At 69.3% G+C, this 14,057-nt stretch carries 12 protein-coding genes; 8 read left to right on the top strand and 4 right to left on the bottom strand.

The features are described 5' to 3' along the window. Window positions 1-3: 3 nt before the first annotated feature. Together AB0H54_RS13960 and AB0H54_RS13965 are read right to left on the bottom strand one after the other, a co-directional pair. Window positions 4-1,554 (bottom strand): acyl-CoA carboxylase subunit beta, encoded by a 1,551-nt coding sequence (locus AB0H54_RS13960; protein ID WP_357345557.1) that lies wholly within the window; start codon window positions 1,552-1,554, stop codon window positions 4-6. 150 nt (window positions 1,555-1,704) lie between these two features. Continuing rightward, window positions 1,705-2,229 (bottom strand): hypothetical protein, encoded by a 525-nt coding sequence (locus AB0H54_RS13965; RefSeq protein WP_355275542.1) that lies wholly within the window; start codon window positions 2,227-2,229, stop codon window positions 1,705-1,707. Window positions 2,230-2,429: 200 nt separating this feature from the next. On the opposite strand from AB0H54_RS13965, the gene arc reads away from it, so the two are divergent. Next, a complete protein-coding gene (arc, locus tag AB0H54_RS13970) occupies window positions 2,430-4,190 on the top strand; it encodes a proteasome ATPase (protein WP_355275541.1) in 1,761 nt (586 codons plus the stop codon). A 307-nt stretch (window positions 4,191-4,497) separates the two neighbouring features. Here arc and AB0H54_RS13975 read toward each other — a convergent pair whose 3' ends face one another. Both AB0H54_RS13975 and AB0H54_RS13980 read right to left on the bottom strand, forming a co-directional pair. Then, window positions 4,498-5,193 (bottom strand): peptidylprolyl isomerase, encoded by a 696-nt coding sequence (locus AB0H54_RS13975; RefSeq protein WP_357345560.1) that lies wholly within the window; start codon window positions 5,191-5,193, stop codon window positions 4,498-4,500. Between the two features lie 271 nt (window positions 5,194-5,464). After that, a complete protein-coding gene (locus tag AB0H54_RS13980) occupies window positions 5,465-6,862 on the bottom strand; it encodes an aminotransferase class I/II-fold pyridoxal phosphate-dependent enzyme (RefSeq protein ID WP_357345562.1) in 1,398 nt (465 codons plus the stop codon). 122 nt (window positions 6,863-6,984) lie between these two features. Between AB0H54_RS13980 and AB0H54_RS13985 the strand changes: the two genes are divergently transcribed. Genes AB0H54_RS13985 through AB0H54_RS14015 form a run of 7 tightly spaced genes read left to right on the top strand, consistent with a single transcriptional unit; the run spans window position 6,985 to window position 14,019 of the window. Beyond that, window positions 6,985-7,824 carry a nitrilase-related carbon-nitrogen hydrolase gene (locus AB0H54_RS13985; RefSeq protein WP_355275535.1) on the top strand — a complete coding sequence of 280 codons (840 nt, stop codon included), beginning with the start codon at window positions 6,985-6,987 and terminating at the stop codon, window positions 7,822-7,824. Further along, entirely contained in the window at window positions 7,821-9,242 is a 1,422-nt protein-coding gene (gene hydA, locus AB0H54_RS13990; protein WP_357345564.1) for a dihydropyrimidinase, read from the top strand. The genes AB0H54_RS13985 and hydA overlap by 4 nt, the downstream gene beginning before the upstream one ends. 27 nt (window positions 9,243-9,269) lie before the next feature. Next, a complete protein-coding gene (locus tag AB0H54_RS13995) occupies window positions 9,270-10,307 on the top strand; it encodes a TIGR03842 family LLM class F420-dependent oxidoreductase (protein ID WP_357345566.1) in 1,038 nt (345 codons plus the stop codon). Further along, window positions 10,304-11,245, top strand: a complete 942-nt coding sequence (locus tag AB0H54_RS14000) for an ABC transporter permease subunit (RefSeq protein WP_357345568.1) — start codon at window positions 10,304-10,306, stop codon at window positions 11,243-11,245. Before AB0H54_RS13995 ends, AB0H54_RS14000 begins: the two co-directional genes overlap by 4 nt. 31 nt (window positions 11,246-11,276) lie before the next feature. Continuing rightward, the gene (locus tag AB0H54_RS14005; protein WP_357345570.1) at window positions 11,277-12,101 is read left to right on the top strand and encodes an ABC transporter ATP-binding protein; all 825 of its coding nucleotides are present in this window, start codon (window positions 11,277-11,279) and stop codon (window positions 12,099-12,101) included. Beyond that, window positions 12,098-12,862 carry an ABC transporter permease subunit gene (locus AB0H54_RS14010; RefSeq protein WP_357345572.1) on the top strand — a complete coding sequence of 255 codons (765 nt, stop codon included), beginning with the start codon at window positions 12,098-12,100 and terminating at the stop codon, window positions 12,860-12,862. The genes AB0H54_RS14005 and AB0H54_RS14010 overlap by 4 nt, the downstream gene beginning before the upstream one ends. Window positions 12,863-12,876: 14 nt before the next feature. Then, entirely contained in the window at window positions 12,877-14,019 is a 1,143-nt protein-coding gene (locus tag AB0H54_RS14015) for an ABC transporter substrate-binding protein (protein ID WP_357345574.1), read from the top strand. The last annotated feature ends 38 nt before the right edge of the window (window positions 14,020-14,057 follow it).

Raw genomic sequence — 14,057 nt, forward strand, 5'->3', positions numbered from 1 at the left:
GGTTCAGACCGGGAACAGGCTGTGCTTGCGCGGATTCGGTTCCGCGGACTGCTCCTTCTCCCGCAGCAGGCGCAGCGCGTGCCGGATCTCGAGGCGGGTCTGCGACGGCTCGATGACGGCATCGATGTAGCCGCGCTCGGCGGCCACCCACGGGGTGGCGACGGTGGCGTTGTAGTGGTCGATCATGGCGTCGCGGACGGTCGCGCGCTGCTCCTCGGGGACCTGCTGGAGTTGTTTGCGGCCGATCAGGTCGACCGCGCTCTCGGCGCCGATCACCGCGATGCGCGCGGTCGGCCAGGCGAAGCTGACATCGGCGCCGATCTGCTTGCAGGCCATGAATCCGTAGGCGCCGCCATAGGATTTGCGCACGACGAGATTGACGATCGGCACCGTCGCCTCGATGATGGCGCGGAAGACCCGCCCGCCACGCACGATCACCCCGTTGCGTTCCTCCTCGACGCCGGGCAGCACGCCGGGCGTGTCGGCGACGAAGACCAACGGTAGCCCGAACGCATTGCACAGGCGGATGAAATGGGTCGCCTTGTCGGAGCATCGGGCGTCGATCGCCCCGCCGAGGACGAGCGGCTGATTGGCGACGACCCCGATCGGCCTGCCGTCGACCCTGGCGAAGCCGGTGATCAGGTTCTGGGCGGTGCCCGAACGGATCTCGTGGAAGTCGCCGTCGTCGAAGATCCGCAGCAGGATCTCGTGCATGTCGTAGCCTTCGCGATCCGAATCGGGGATGATCGCGTCGAGTTCCCGGTCGCTGACGGTGGTCTCGGGTTCCAGCCCGGGATTGACGATCGGCGGCTGCTCCAGGCAGCTCGACGGCAGGAAGCTCAAATACGCTCTGGCCCAGGCGAAGGCCTCCTGCTCGGTGGCGCTGACGTGATGGATCGTGCCGTTGCGGACCTGGTTGTGCGCGCCGCCGAGCTCCTCCATGCTGACGTCCTCGCCGGTGACCGCCTTGATCACCTCGGGCCCGGTGACGAACATGTAGGAGTTCTCGGTGGCGACGAGGACATCGGTGTTGACCGGCCCGTAGACCGCGCCCGCCGCGCACTTGCCGAGCATGATCGACACCTGCGGCACGAACCCCGACAGCCGCTCCTGGCGCCTGCTCATCTTGGCGAACCAGGCCAGCGAGGTGACCGCGTCCTGGATCCGCGCGCCGCCGGAGTCGTTGATCGCGACCACCGGGCAGGCCTTGTCGAAGGCGAACCGCAGCGCGTTCTCGACCTTGCGGCCGAACACCTCGCCCGCCGTGCCGCCGTACACGGTCTGATCGTGGGCGACGACCACCACCGGCCTGCCGTCGATCAGTCCGCGCCCGGTGACCACCCCGTCGCCGTAGAGGGCGTTCGGGTTGCCCGGCTGGCGGGCCAGCGCGCCGATCTCGAGGAAGCTGCCGGGGTCCAGCAGCGAACGCACCCGTTCGCGGACGCTCGGGATGCCCTTGGCGGCGCGCTTGGCGACCCCGCCCGCGCCCGCGGGTTCGGCGGCCTGCGCCAGCGACTCCCGCAGTCGTTCCAGCTTCTCTCGCGTACCCGGCATCGCATCCAGCCCTTCGCCCACACGGTCATGTCTCGCGACACGCTAGGGACGGAGGTCACCGGGAACCGGCTACCGCGGGTTCTCTGTGCAGTTCACAGCGAGCGAACGGCCCCGGCTGGACACCCGGACAGCGCGGGGCCGTGACGGGCGTCAGGCGGGCGTGCAGGGGGCCTGGGCGAAGCCGAGCAGCAGGCAGCCGCTGGCGTCGGAGATCTTCCAAGTGCCGTCGACCTGCTCCCAGGTGACTGGGAAGGCGGGCGCCGTGCCGTGCGGGGAGGTGATGGTCACATCGGCGGTCGCGGTGTTTCCGCTGGTCACGACGTTGTCGACGGCAAAGGTGAGGGTGTAGCCGGCGAGCATGCCGTTCATCTGGTCGATGTTGGACTTGCGCGCGTCGCCGTTGACGATCAGCTTCGCCTTCTCGTCGGTGGACAGCGCCGGATCCGAGAACTTGATCAGCGTCGCCTTCAGGGAATCGGCGGTGGGGGCGGCGGCGTTGTCACCGGACGGAGTTGCCGAAATGCTGGACGGAGCGGCCGCGATACTGGTACTGCTGCTGGTGGCCTTCGTCGAGGAATCGTCGGAGCCGCCGCAACCGGTCAGTCCGACGGTGACGGCGAGCGCCGCAGCGGCGGTAGCGACGGTGACACGGATCGTGCGGGTAGGAAGGAGCATGCTCGGCAACCTTTCGGCTCGATGGGCGAGGGCACTCGCCTGCTGCCCGGATCGGAGTGTTAGGGGAGCCTAACACGCAGAATTCGGCGGCCGATGTCGTACCTGCCGTACAAGATGTGATCACGACGAAACCATGTCGGAAAGCGAGAACGGACCGCGCCCGGTAGCGTTGAAAGACCGGGACTGGGAGGAGCAGCATCATGAGCCCCAACGAGAATTCGGATTCGGCGGCCTGGCGAGAGCTCGAGGCGGTACGCGCCGAGGCGGCTGCTCTTCGCAGACAACTCGCCGACTCGCCGGATCGCGCACGCGAATTGGAAGCACGGATCGATTCGCTGACCATCCGCAACGGCAAGTTGATGGACACGCTCAAGGAAGCGCGCCAGCAGCTGATCGCCCTGCGTGAGGAAGTCGATCGCCTGGGTCAGCCGCCGAGCGGCTACGGCATCGTCATCCACACCTACGAGGATCAGACGGTCGACGTCTTCACCTCCGGTCGCAAGATGCGCCTCACCTGCTCGCCCAACATCGACGTCGCGACGCTCGAATACGGCCAGACCGTGCGCCTCAACGAAGCGCTCACGGTCGTGGAGGCCGGGAACTTCGACGCCATCGGCGAAATCGGCACGCTGCGCGAGATTCTCGACGACGGCAGGCGGGCCCTGGTCGTCGGCCATGCCGACGAGGAGCGCGTGGTCTGGCTGTCCGGCCCGCTGTCCAAGATCGCCGAGTACGACGACGTCGACGACCCGGATTCCCCGATTCGCAAACTGCGCCCCGGTGATTCGCTGCTGGTCGACACCAAGGCCGGCTTCGCCTTCGAGCGGGTGCCCAAGGCCGAGGTCGAAGACCTTGTGCTGGAAGAGGTTCCCGACGTCGACTACACCGACATCGGTGGCCTCGGTCGGCAGATCGAGCAGATCCGCGATGCGGTGGAACTGCCCTTCCTGCACAAGGATCTGTTCCGCGAGTACGCGCTGCGCCCGCCCAAGGGTGTGCTGCTCTACGGTCCGCCCGGGTGCGGTAAGACGTTGATCGCCAAGGCCGTTGCCAACTCGCTGGCCAAGAAGATCGCCGAAGCCCGTGGTGAGGACGCCAAGGAGGCCAAGTCCTTCTTCCTCAACATCAAGGGCCCCGAGCTGCTCAACAAGTTCGTCGGTGAGACCGAGCGTCACATCCGGATCATCTTCCAGCGGGCGCGGGAGAAGGCCTCCGAGGGCACCCCGGTGATCGTGTTCTTCGACGAGATGGACTCGATCTTCCGGACCCGTGGTTCGGGTGTCTCCTCCGATGTGGAGACCACCGTCGTGCCGCAGCTGCTCTCCGAGATCGACGGTGTCGAGGGTCTCGAGAACGTCATCGTGATCGGCGCGTCCAACCGCGAGGACATGATCGACCCCGCGATCCTGCGGCCGGGCCGCCTGGACGTGAAGATCAAGATCGAGCGGCCGGACGCGGAGTCGGCGCAGGACATCTTCTCCAAGTACCTCACCGAGACGCTGCCGCTGCACGAGAGCGATCTGCGCGAGTTCGACGGCGACAAGGCCGCGTGCGTGGAGGCGATGATCGAGAAGGTCGTCGAGCGGATGTACGCCGAGAGCGACGACAACCGGTTCCTGGAGGTCACCTACGCCAACGGTGACAAGGAGGTCCTGTACTTCAAGGACTTCAACTCCGGCGCGATGATCCAGAATATCGTCGACCGGGCGAAGAAGTACGCGATCAAGGCCGTGCTCGACACCGGCAACCCGGGCCTGCGGATTCAGCACCTCTTCGACTCGATCGTCGACGAGTTCGCCGAGAACGAGGACCTGCCCAACACGACCAACCCGGACGACTGGGCTCGGATCTCGGGCAAGAAGGGCGAGCGAATCGTCTACATCCGCACCCTGGTCACCGGCAAGAACGCCTCGGCCAGCCGCGCGATCGACACCGAGTCGAACACCGGTCAGTACCTGTAGGGCCGATCAGCGGAAGGCCGCGTTCCCTCGGGACCGCGGCCTTCCCGCGTACCGGGACAGTGTGAGTTTTTTTCACGAAAACGCCACGCGACACAGAGTGGATAGGGCACGCTTCAGATGTTCGTTACACCTGATGAGGACCCGTAAACGAGGAGTGTTGTCATGGCCGGTTCCGCCGCTGATCTGCTGACCGAGATCATCCTGCAGACCATTCAGAACCTGTTCAGCTCGATCAGCGCCGGCTGATCACAGCCGTCCGACGAGGGCCGCGTCTCCCACTCCCGGAGACGCGGCCCTCGGTCGTTGATCAGCCCTGTGCGGTGGTCACCGCGTTGAACACCACATCGGCCACCGGGGTGCCGTCGGCCCCGCCACCGGCGACGCCGGCGTTCGCGATGGTGTTCAGCGCGTCCATCCCCGCGGTGATCCGGCCGAACGGGGTGTAGTTCGGCGGCAGCTGGGTGTCGCGGTAGACCAGGAAGAACTGGCTGCCGTTGGTGCCAGGGCCCGCGTTGGCCATGGCCACCGTGCCCGCCGGGTAGACCGCGCCGGCCAGGTTCTCGTCGCCGAACTTGTAGCCGGGGCCGCCCATGCCGGTCGCGGTGGGATCGCCGCACTGCAGGACGTAGATGCCCTGGGTGGTCAGCCGGTGACAGCGGGTGTGGTCGAAGTAGCCCTCGTTCGCCAGGAACGCGAAGGAGTTCACCGTGCGCGGCGCCGCGGCGGCGTCGAGCGCGATCGAGATGGTGCCGCAGGTGGTGTCGAGCGTGGCGGTGTAGGCGGCCGCCGGGTCGATCGTGAGGGCGGGTTCGGTGGTCCACTGCTTGCCGTTCGGTGCGCCGGGCGCGGCCAGGAGGGCGCAGCCGGGGACGAATCCCTGATGGGCGGGCACGGCCTGGGCGACGGGGGCGATCGCCACCACTGCTGCCACGACGGCGCCGAGGCCGAAGGCGGCTCGCCGGGTGGTGCCGACGACGGAACGGTCCTGCGAATGACTGCTCACCTGGACGGTGTCTCCTCGGAATGGGGTGCTGCCGGACGATGTACCGCGCATCCTGCCAGTCGCGGCCGCGCTGTGGGAGCGGACCACCGAACTCGCTTCCGTGCCCGCGTTCCGTCACCGCCCGGGTGCGGTGGTCGCCCTGGTGTCGAGCGACCGGCGGCATCGCTGGGCATGCCGGTACCCGGCACATTCCCCGTGCGCTGTCGTGCTGTCGAGACGGAGCGTGTGTCAGCGGCCGCCGCAGCACACGGCCGACGGCGCGGTCGGGTGGTCAGGGTCGGCGGATGCGGCGGTAGGTGGGGGTAGCCGTGGAGGCGGCGGCGAGTTCGGCGGCCAGCCAGGGGAGATCGGCGGCGGACGACAGGGCGCCGAGGGTGAGGCGGAGGTGGTCGGTGGATGTGCGGGCGGTGACCTCGAAGGGGCCGCCGGGCGCGGCTTTGATGCCGGCGGCGGCGAGGCTGATCATGGCGGCGTTCTCGTCGTGGACGGGGAGCCAGAGGTTGATGCCGTCGCCGGGGGTGACGGTGACGCCGTGGGCGGCCAGGGCGCGGCGCAGGGCGGTGGCGCGGCGCCGGTACTCGCGGCGGGCGCGGGTGACGGTGGCGCGGGCGTCCGCGTCGTCGAGCATCGTGAGCAGCACGCGCTGGAGCAGGCGGCTGGACCAGCCGGGGCCGAGCATGCGGCGCTCGACCACCGGATCCAGCAGCGCCGCGGGGCCGCCCGCCACGGCCAGGCGCAGATCGGCGCCATGGGATTTGGAGTACGAGCGGATGTAGACGCCGCGGTCGGGGAAGCGGGCGGCGAGCGAGCGCAGCGGACTGGTCGCGATGCCCGCGGAGTGGTCGTCCTCGATGATCAGGGCGGGGTGCGGGGCCAGTAGCGCCGCGAGCGCGCGGACCCGGGCGGCGTCGAGCGAGGCGCCGGTGGGGTTGTGCGCGCGCGGTTGCAGGATCACCGCCCGGGGTGCGGGGCCGTCGAAGGCGCGCGCGAATTCCTCGGGGCGGAAACCGGATTCGTCGAGGCGTACGGCGATCGGCCGGGCGCCGAGGCGGGTCAGCAGATCGAGGAACGGCGGAAAGCAGGGGTCTTCCACGATGACCGGGTCGCCGAAGCGGACATGCGCGGCGAGCAGCCGGTCGACCGCGTCGAGCGCACCGTCTAGGACGGCCAGCCGCTCGCACGGCCACGGCCAGTCGGCCCGCAGCGTCGCGGCGAGGGCGGGCAGCACCGCCTCGCCGAGATAGTGCGCCGACAGATCGCCCGGCGCGGTGTCGCGGGACAGGGCGTGCAGGGCGGCGGCCAGGTCGGGCAGCAGCGCCGGATCGGGGGTACCGCGGGACAGATCGACGCGAAAGGCGTTGTCGGAGGGCGAATGCAGCCGCTGGTAGCGCCCGGCGGACTCCGCAGGCAGCTCTCCGACGAAGGTGCCCGCCCGCCCCCTGGCGATGATCGCGCCGGTGGCCGCCAGCGCTCGCCACGCCTGATTGACGGTGGCGGGGGAGACCCGCAGCTCCCGCGCGACCTCGCGCACGGTCGGCAGCCGGGTTCCGGGAGCCAGTGCGCCGGAACGGATCCGGCGGCCGACGGCGGCGGCGATCCCGGCGGCGCTGCGCTCGTCGAGGTCCCCGGCGAAGTTCGCGGGCAGCACGGTCGGCGAGACGTCGGTCATGGCCCCATTCTGCGGCCGTAACAAACCCTATCCCCGGTACACCGCCAGGTTTTACGACAACGAAACTGTTTCCGCGCAGATGTAACACAATGCGATCGTCGGAGGGGGCAATATAACAAAGCATGGGAATCGTCAGAGCGGCCCTGGTCCAGACCACCTGGACCGGCGACAAAGAATCCATGATCAAGGCCCACGAGGACTACGCCCGGCAGGCGGCGGCGCAGGGCGCGCAGGTGATCTGCTTCCAGGAGTTGTTCTACGGACCGTATTTCTGCCAGCAGCAGGACCCGAAGTTCTACGACTACGCCGAATCGGTGCCCGGCCCGACGACCGAGCGGTTCGCCGCCCTGGCCGCCGAACTGAATCTGGTGATGGTGCTGCCGGTGTACGAGCAGGAGCAGCCGGGCGTGCTGTACAACACCGCGGCGGTGATCGACGCCGACGGTAGTTACCTGGGCAAATACCGCAAACACCACATTCCGCAGGTGCGCGGATTCTGGGAGAAGTTCTACTTCCGGCCGGGCAACCTGGGCTGGCCGGTGTTCGACACCGCGGTCGGCAAGGTGGGGGTCTACATCTGTTACGACCGCCATTTCCCGGAGGGGTGGCGGGCGCTCGGACTCGCGGGCGCGGAAATCGTGTTCAACCCGTCGGCGACCTCGCGCGGACTGTCGAGTTATCTGTGGAAGCTGGAACAGCCTGCCTCCGCGGTGGCCAACGAGTATTACATCGGCGCGATCAACCGGGTCGGGATCGAAGCCGAATACGGCGACGACGATTTCTACGGCACGAGCTATTTCGTCGACCCCGAGGGGAAATTCGTCGGCGAGGTCGCCTCCGACACCGCACCGGAATTGGTCGTCCGTGATCTCGACATGGACCTGATCAAGGTGGTGCGCGATCGGTGGGCCTTCTACCGCGACCGCAGACCCGACGCCTACGGATCGCTGGTGGAGCCGTGATGCGCACCTTCATCCACGGCGGGACGGTGGTGAGCGCCACCGGGTCCCAGCTGCTCGACGTGCTGATCGAGGACGAGACCATCGTCGCGGTGCTGCACCCGGGCTCGACCGCGCTCGGGTCCGACCTGGCCGCCACCGCCGACACCGTCATCGACGCGACCGGCAAGTACGTGATCCCCGGCGGCGTCGACGGCCACACCCACATGCAGCTGCCGTTCGGCGGCACCGAGGCGAGCGACACCTTCGAGACCGGCACCAGGGCCGCGGCCTGGGGCGGCACCACCACCATCGTCGATTTCGCGGTGCAGAAGCCGGGGCAGCGGGTGCAGGACACCCTGGCCGAATGGCACGAGAAGGCGTCGGGCAACTGCGCCGTCGACTACGGCTTCCACCAGATCATCGGTGACGTCAACGACGAATCCCTGAAGGGGATGAGCGAACTCGTCGCCGAGGGCGTCACCAGCTTCAAGCTGTTCATGGCGTATCCGGGCGTCTTCTACTCCACCGACGGGCAGATCCTGCGGGCCATGCAGACCGCGGGTGACCTCGGCGCGCTGCTGATGATGCACGCCGAGAACGGCATCGCCATCGACGTGCTGGTGGAGCAGGCGCTGGCCCGCGGCGACACCGCGCCGTACTTCCACGGCACCAGCAGGCCGTGGGAGATGGAGGAGGAGGCGACCCACCGGGCGATCATGCTGGCGCAGCTGACCGGCGCGCCGCTGTACGTGGTGCACGTCTCGGCCAAGCAGGCGATGGAACAGATCGTCACCGCACGCGACGCGGGCCGCAACGTCTTCGCCGAGACCTGTCCGCAGTACCTGTACCTCTCGCTCGAAGAACAGCTGGGCGCACCGGGTTTCGAGGGCGCCAAGTGGGTCTGCTCGACCCCGCTGCGGTCGCGGGCCGAGGGCCATCAGGACGAACTGTGGCGCTACATCCGCACCGGTGACGTCACGGCGGTCAGCACCGACCACTGCCCGTTCTGCATGAAGGACCAGAAGGAACTCGGCCTCGGCGATTTCAGCAAGATCCCCAACGGGATCGGCGGCGTCGAGCATCGGATGGATCTGCTGTTCCAGGGCGTCAAGGACGGGCGGATCTCGCTGGAGCGCTGGGTGGAGGTCTGCTGCACCGCGCCGGCCCGGATGTTCGGGATGTATCCGCGCAAGGGGGTGATCAGTCCGGGCGCCGACGCCGACGTGGTGATCTACGACCCGAACGGGCACACCAGCATCGGCCTCGGCAAGACCCACCACATGAACATGGACCACTCGGCCTGGGAGGGCTTCGAGATCGACGGCCACGTCGACACCGTCCTGTCCCGTGGCCGGGTGATCGTCGACGGCGGCGCCTATCACGGCCGCGCCGGGCACGGCCGTTTCGTGCGGCGCGGGCTGTCGCAGAACCTCCTGTAAGAACCCCTATCCGAAACGGAGAGTGCCATGGACATCGGTGTCGTCCTGCAGTGCACCCCACCCGCGTCGCGGGTGATCGAGCTGGCCAGAGTGGCCGAGACACACGGGTTCTCGCATGTCTGGACGTTCGATTCGCACCTGCTGTGGCAGGAGCCGTACGTGATCTACAGCCAGATCCTGGCCGCCACCCGCAAGGTGATCGTCGGTCCGATGGTCACCAACCCGGCGACCAGGGACCAGACGGTCACCGCGTCGACCTTCGCCACGCTCAACGAGATGTTCGGCAACCGCACCATCTGCGGTATCGGACGCGGTGATTCGGCGGTGCGCACCCTCGGCGGCAAACCGACCACCCTGGCGACGCTGCGGAATTCGGTGGAGGTGATCCGCGAACTCGCCAACGGGCGCAGTGCCCGGGTCGGCGACACCGAAGTGCGGTTCCCGTGGGCCGCGGACTCCCGGCTGGAGGTGTGGGTGGCCGGGTACGGGCCCAAAGCCCTCGAACTGACCGGTCAGGTGGCCGACGGCTTCATCCTGCAGCTCGCCGACCCCGACATCACCGCGTGGACCATCGCCAAGGTGCGCGGCGCCGCCGAGGCCGCCGGCCGCGATCCCCGCTCGGTCACGATCTGCGTCGCCGCACCCGCCTACGTCACCGACGGGACCCCGGCCGGGCTCGACCACGCCAGGGAGCAGTGCCGTTGGTTCGGCGGGATGGTCGGCAACCACGTCGCCGACATCGTCGCGAGATACGGTGCGGGCGGCGATATCCCGGCCGCGCTCACCGACTACATCGCGGGCAGGAAGGGCTACGACTACAACGAGCACGGACGGGCGGGCAATACGCACGCGGAGTTCGTGCCCGACGAGATCGTCGACCGGTTCTGCCTGCTCGGCACGCCCGACGAGCAGCTGGAACGGTTGTGGGAGCTGGAGCGGCTCGGCGTCGACCAGTTCGCCGTCTACCTGCAGCACGACGCGAAGACGGCCACCCTCGAGGCCTACGGCGAGCAGGTGCTGCCCCGGCTGCACCTGCCGGTCACGGCCACCAGGGACGCCGGATGACCGCGGTGGCGCCGGAACCGCCGGTGACGGTGCTCGCGCCCGCGCCGCTCCGGCCCCGCTCGGCGCACCGGGCCCGCGCGGCGCGCATCGGCTACGCGGTCGCCGCGTTCGTGTCGGTCGCGGTGATCTGGGAACTGGTGAAACTGTTCGTCCCGGCCGACGGCGTGCGCATCGGCGGGGTGCGGGTGCTGCCGCGCACCGGCGACGCCGCGCTGCCGCACGTGTGGTCGGTGGTGACCGTGCTCGGCGAGGCCGACGGCACCGGCACCGTCGGCACGACGCTGCTGCGCACCGCCGGATTCACCCTGACGCTCGCCCTGCTCGCGCTGCTGCTCGGCACGGTGATCGGCATCGCGCTCGCGGTGGCGATGCAGCGATTCGGCCCGCTCGAACGCGGCATCCTGCCGTATGTCGTGCTCTCGCAGACCGTTCCGCTGATCGCGCTGGCCCCGCTGGTGGCCGCGTGGGGCGGCAAGCTCGCCATCGGCGGGCAGCCGTGGCGGCCGTGGATGAGCATCGTGGTGATCGCCGCCTACCTGGCGTTCTTCCCGGTCGCGATCGGCATGCTGCGCGGCCTGCACGCGCCGTCGGCGGCCTCGGTGGAGCTGATGCGCAGCTGTTCGGCGGGATGGTGGGCGACCCTGACCCGCTTGCGTTTTCCCGCCGCCGTGCCGTCGCTGATGCCCGCGTTGCGACTGGCCGCCGCCGCGGCCGTGATCGGCGCGGTGGTCGCCGAGATCTCCACCGGCACCGCGGGCGGGATCGGCCGCCAGATCATCGTGTTCTCCCAGCAGGCCACCGGTGACGCCGCCCGGCTCTACGCGGCGGTCATCGCCGCGGCGCTGCTCGGCGTGGTGCTGACGGGGCTGGTCGGCCTCGTCGAGCTGGCCGTGCGCCGCTACAACCATCCGCCGGGCACCGGCGATCCCTCCTCGTAGTTCTCGTTGTCCAGGAAGAAGTACGCATCGCATGACCTCGTCAGCAGTCGGCGCCCCGCCGCCACCGGCGGTCGAACTCACCCACCTCGGCAAGACCTTCGCCGCCGGTGCCGTGACCGCGCTCGCCGATGTCTCCCTCACCGTCGCCCCTGGCGAATTCGTCTCCCTCATCGGGCCTTCCGGCTGCGGCAAGTCCACCCTGTTGCGGATCATCGCCGATCTGGAGACGCCGACCGGCGGCACCGTGACCGTGCACGGCAAGACCGCCCGGCAGGCCAGGATCGACCAGGACTACGGCATCGCCTTCCAGCAGGCGGGCCTGCTGGAGTGGCGCACCGTCGCCGCCAATGTCGAACTGCCGCTGGAACTGCACCGGGTCCCCAAGGCGCAGCGCCGGGCCCGCAGCGCCGAACTGCTCGCCATGGCGGGGCTCACCGAGTTCGCCGATCGCTACCCGGCCGAACTGTCCGGCGGCATGCAGCAGCGCGTCGCGATCGCGCGGGCACTGGCCCGCACCCCGGCGCTGCTGCTGATGGACGAGCCGTTCGGCGCGCTCGACGAGATGACCAGGGAGCGGATGCAGGGCGAGCTGCTGCGGATCGCGGGGGAGACCGGCGCCGCGGTGGTGTTCGTGACGCACTCGATCCCCGAAGCGGTGTACCTGTCGGACCGGGTGGTGGTGCTCTCGGCGCGACCCGGCCGGATCAGCGACATCGTGCCCACCGGCGGGTGGGGGCGCGACACCGACGCCGACGTGCGGTCCTCGGCGGAGTTCTTCGCCGCGGTGGCCGCCGTGCGTGCCGCGCTGCGCGGGGAGCACACGGAGCAGGCCGTGGCCGGACGGGACCTGCCATGAGGACCTGGCTGCCGCCGATCGTGGTGGGTGTCGTCGTGCTGGCGCTGTGGCAGGTGCTCACCGTCGCGGCGGGGGTGCCGTCGTTCCTGCTGCCCGCGCCGAGCGCGATCGCCGAGCAGTTCGCCGGCAACGCGGGCCGGATCCTGGACGCCGCGCTGGCCACCGGGGCCAACGCGCTGGTCGGGTTCGTGGTCGGGACGGTGCTCGGGATCGCCGCCGCCGTGCTCGCGGTGCGGTTCCGGATCGTCGACGGGCTGCTCACCCCGCTGGCCGCCGCCGCGGCCGCCGTGCCCATCGTGGCGCTCGCGCCGCTGCTGAACACGATGTACTCGACCACCACGGAGACGCCCCGCCGGATCGTCGTCACCATCGTCGTGTTCTTCCCGGTGTTCGTCAGTACCGCGCGCGGCCTGCGGCAGGTGCCCAAGGTGCAGGCCGACCTGATGACCTCCTACGCCGCCACCGACTGGCAGATCACCCGTACCGTGCGGCTGCCCGCCGCGCTGCCGCACCTGTTCACCGGACTGCGGATCGCCGCGCCCGGCGCGGTCATCGCGGCCGTCATCGCCGAATACTTCGGCGGCCTCCAGAACGGGCTCGGCAGCCGGATCACCTCCGCCGCCGCCAATACCGCCTATCCGCGGGCCTGGGCGTACGTGGTCGGCGCGATGGCCGTCGGCCTGGTCTTCCTCGCCGCCGTCCTGCTCCTCGAACAGCTCACCCGCCGTCCCCGCACCCCACTGCTGTCCACGATCCGATGAGGGAGATCCATCCAATGAGCAAGACCGCACTCCGGCTGCGCAGTTGTCTGGCGCTGGCCGCGCTCGCCGCCGCCGCGCTGACCGGCTGCAGCACCACCGACACCGCCTCGGAGACCACCGCCGACGGTCTCACCAAGGTGAAACTGCAGTTGCAGTGGTTCAAACAGGGCCAGTTCGCCGGGTACCTGGCCGCCGTCGACCAGGGGTTCTACCGGGAGCAGGGGCTGTCGGTGGAGATCCTCGACGGCGGCACCGACATCGTCCCGCAGACCGTGCTCGCCCAGGGCCAGGCCGACTACGCGGTGGCCTGGGTGCCCAAGGCGCTGGCCTCGCGGGAGGCGGGCGCCGGCATCACCGAGATCGCACAGGTGTTCCAGCGCTCGGGCACCAAGCAGGTCTCGTTCAAGGCCGACAACATCACCGGACCGGCCGCGCTGCGCGGCAAGACCGTCGGGAACTGGGGCTACGGCAACGAATTCGAGCTCTTCGCCGGGATGACCAAGGCGGGCATCGACCCGGCCAAGGACGTGAAACTGGTCCAGCAGCAGTTCGACATGAACGCCTTCCTCGCCAAGGACATCGCCGCCGCCCAGGCCATGTCCTACAACGAGTACGCCCAGCTGCTCGAGACGAAGAACCCGGCCACCGGAAAGCTCTACACCGCCGAGGATTTCACCACCATCGACTGGAACGCCGAAGGTGTGGCGATGCTCCAGGACGCGCTGTGGGCCAACACCGAGAAGCTGAAGGATCCGAAGTACCAGGAGCAGACGGTGAAGTTCCTGGTCGCCTCGCTGAAGGGCTGGGCGTTCTGCCGGGACAACCTCGACATGTGCCGTGACATCACCGTCGCCGCGGGCGCGACGCTGGGCGCCGGGCACCAGCAGTGGCAGATCAACGAGGTGAACAAGCTGATCTGGCCCTCACCGGCCGGGATCGGCATCGTCGACAAGGCGGCCTGGGACCGCACGGTGACCATCGCCAAGGAGACCAGGAACGCCGAGGGCGCGACGGTGCTGACCAAGGATCCCGGCCCCGACGCCTACACCACCGAGTACGTCACCAAGGCCCTCGATCAGCTGCGGGCCGCCGGCGTCGAGGTGACCGGAGCCGGATTCCAGCCCGCCCAGGTCACGCCCACCGAAGGCGGCAAGTAGGCCGGACCCGACGACGGCCCGGCGGGTGGGTCCGCCGG

Origin of the sequence: Nocardia sp. NPDC050718 (assembly GCF_040654235.1) — a bacterium.
In the GTDB taxonomy this organism is placed as follows: Bacteria; Actinomycetota; Actinomycetes; order Mycobacteriales; family Mycobacteriaceae; genus Nocardia.

What these genes read in the sequence shown, in the direction of transcription:
- AB0H54_RS13995 (WP_357345566.1), top strand. Translation starts at nt 9,270, where the DNA reads ATGGACATCGGTGTCGTCCTGCAGTGCACCCCACCCGCGTCGCGGGTG.
- AB0H54_RS13965 (WP_355275542.1), bottom strand. Translation starts at nt 2,229, where the DNA reads ATGCTCCTTCCTACCCGCACGATCCGTGTCACCGTCGCTACCGCCGCT.
- AB0H54_RS13985 (WP_355275535.1), top strand. Translation starts at nt 6,985, where the DNA reads ATGGGAATCGTCAGAGCGGCCCTGGTCCAGACCACCTGGACCGGCGAC.
- AB0H54_RS14010 (WP_357345572.1), top strand. Translation starts at nt 12,098, where the DNA reads ATGAGGACCTGGCTGCCGCCGATCGTGGTGGGTGTCGTCGTGCTGGCG.
- AB0H54_RS14005 (WP_357345570.1), top strand. Translation starts at nt 11,277, where the DNA reads ATGACCTCGTCAGCAGTCGGCGCCCCGCCGCCACCGGCGGTCGAACTC.
- AB0H54_RS14000 (WP_357345568.1), top strand. Translation starts at nt 10,304, where the DNA reads ATGACCGCGGTGGCGCCGGAACCGCCGGTGACGGTGCTCGCGCCCGCG.
- arc (WP_355275541.1), top strand. Translation starts at nt 2,430, where the DNA reads ATGAGCCCCAACGAGAATTCGGATTCGGCGGCCTGGCGAGAGCTCGAG.
- AB0H54_RS13980 (WP_357345562.1), bottom strand. Translation starts at nt 6,862, where the DNA reads ATGACCGACGTCTCGCCGACCGTGCTGCCCGCGAACTTCGCCGGGGAC.
- AB0H54_RS14015 (WP_357345574.1), top strand. Translation starts at nt 12,877, where the DNA reads ATGAGCAAGACCGCACTCCGGCTGCGCAGTTGTCTGGCGCTGGCCGCG.
- AB0H54_RS13960 (WP_357345557.1), bottom strand. Translation starts at nt 1,554, where the DNA reads ATGCCGGGTACGCGAGAGAAGCTGGAACGACTGCGGGAGTCGCTGGCG.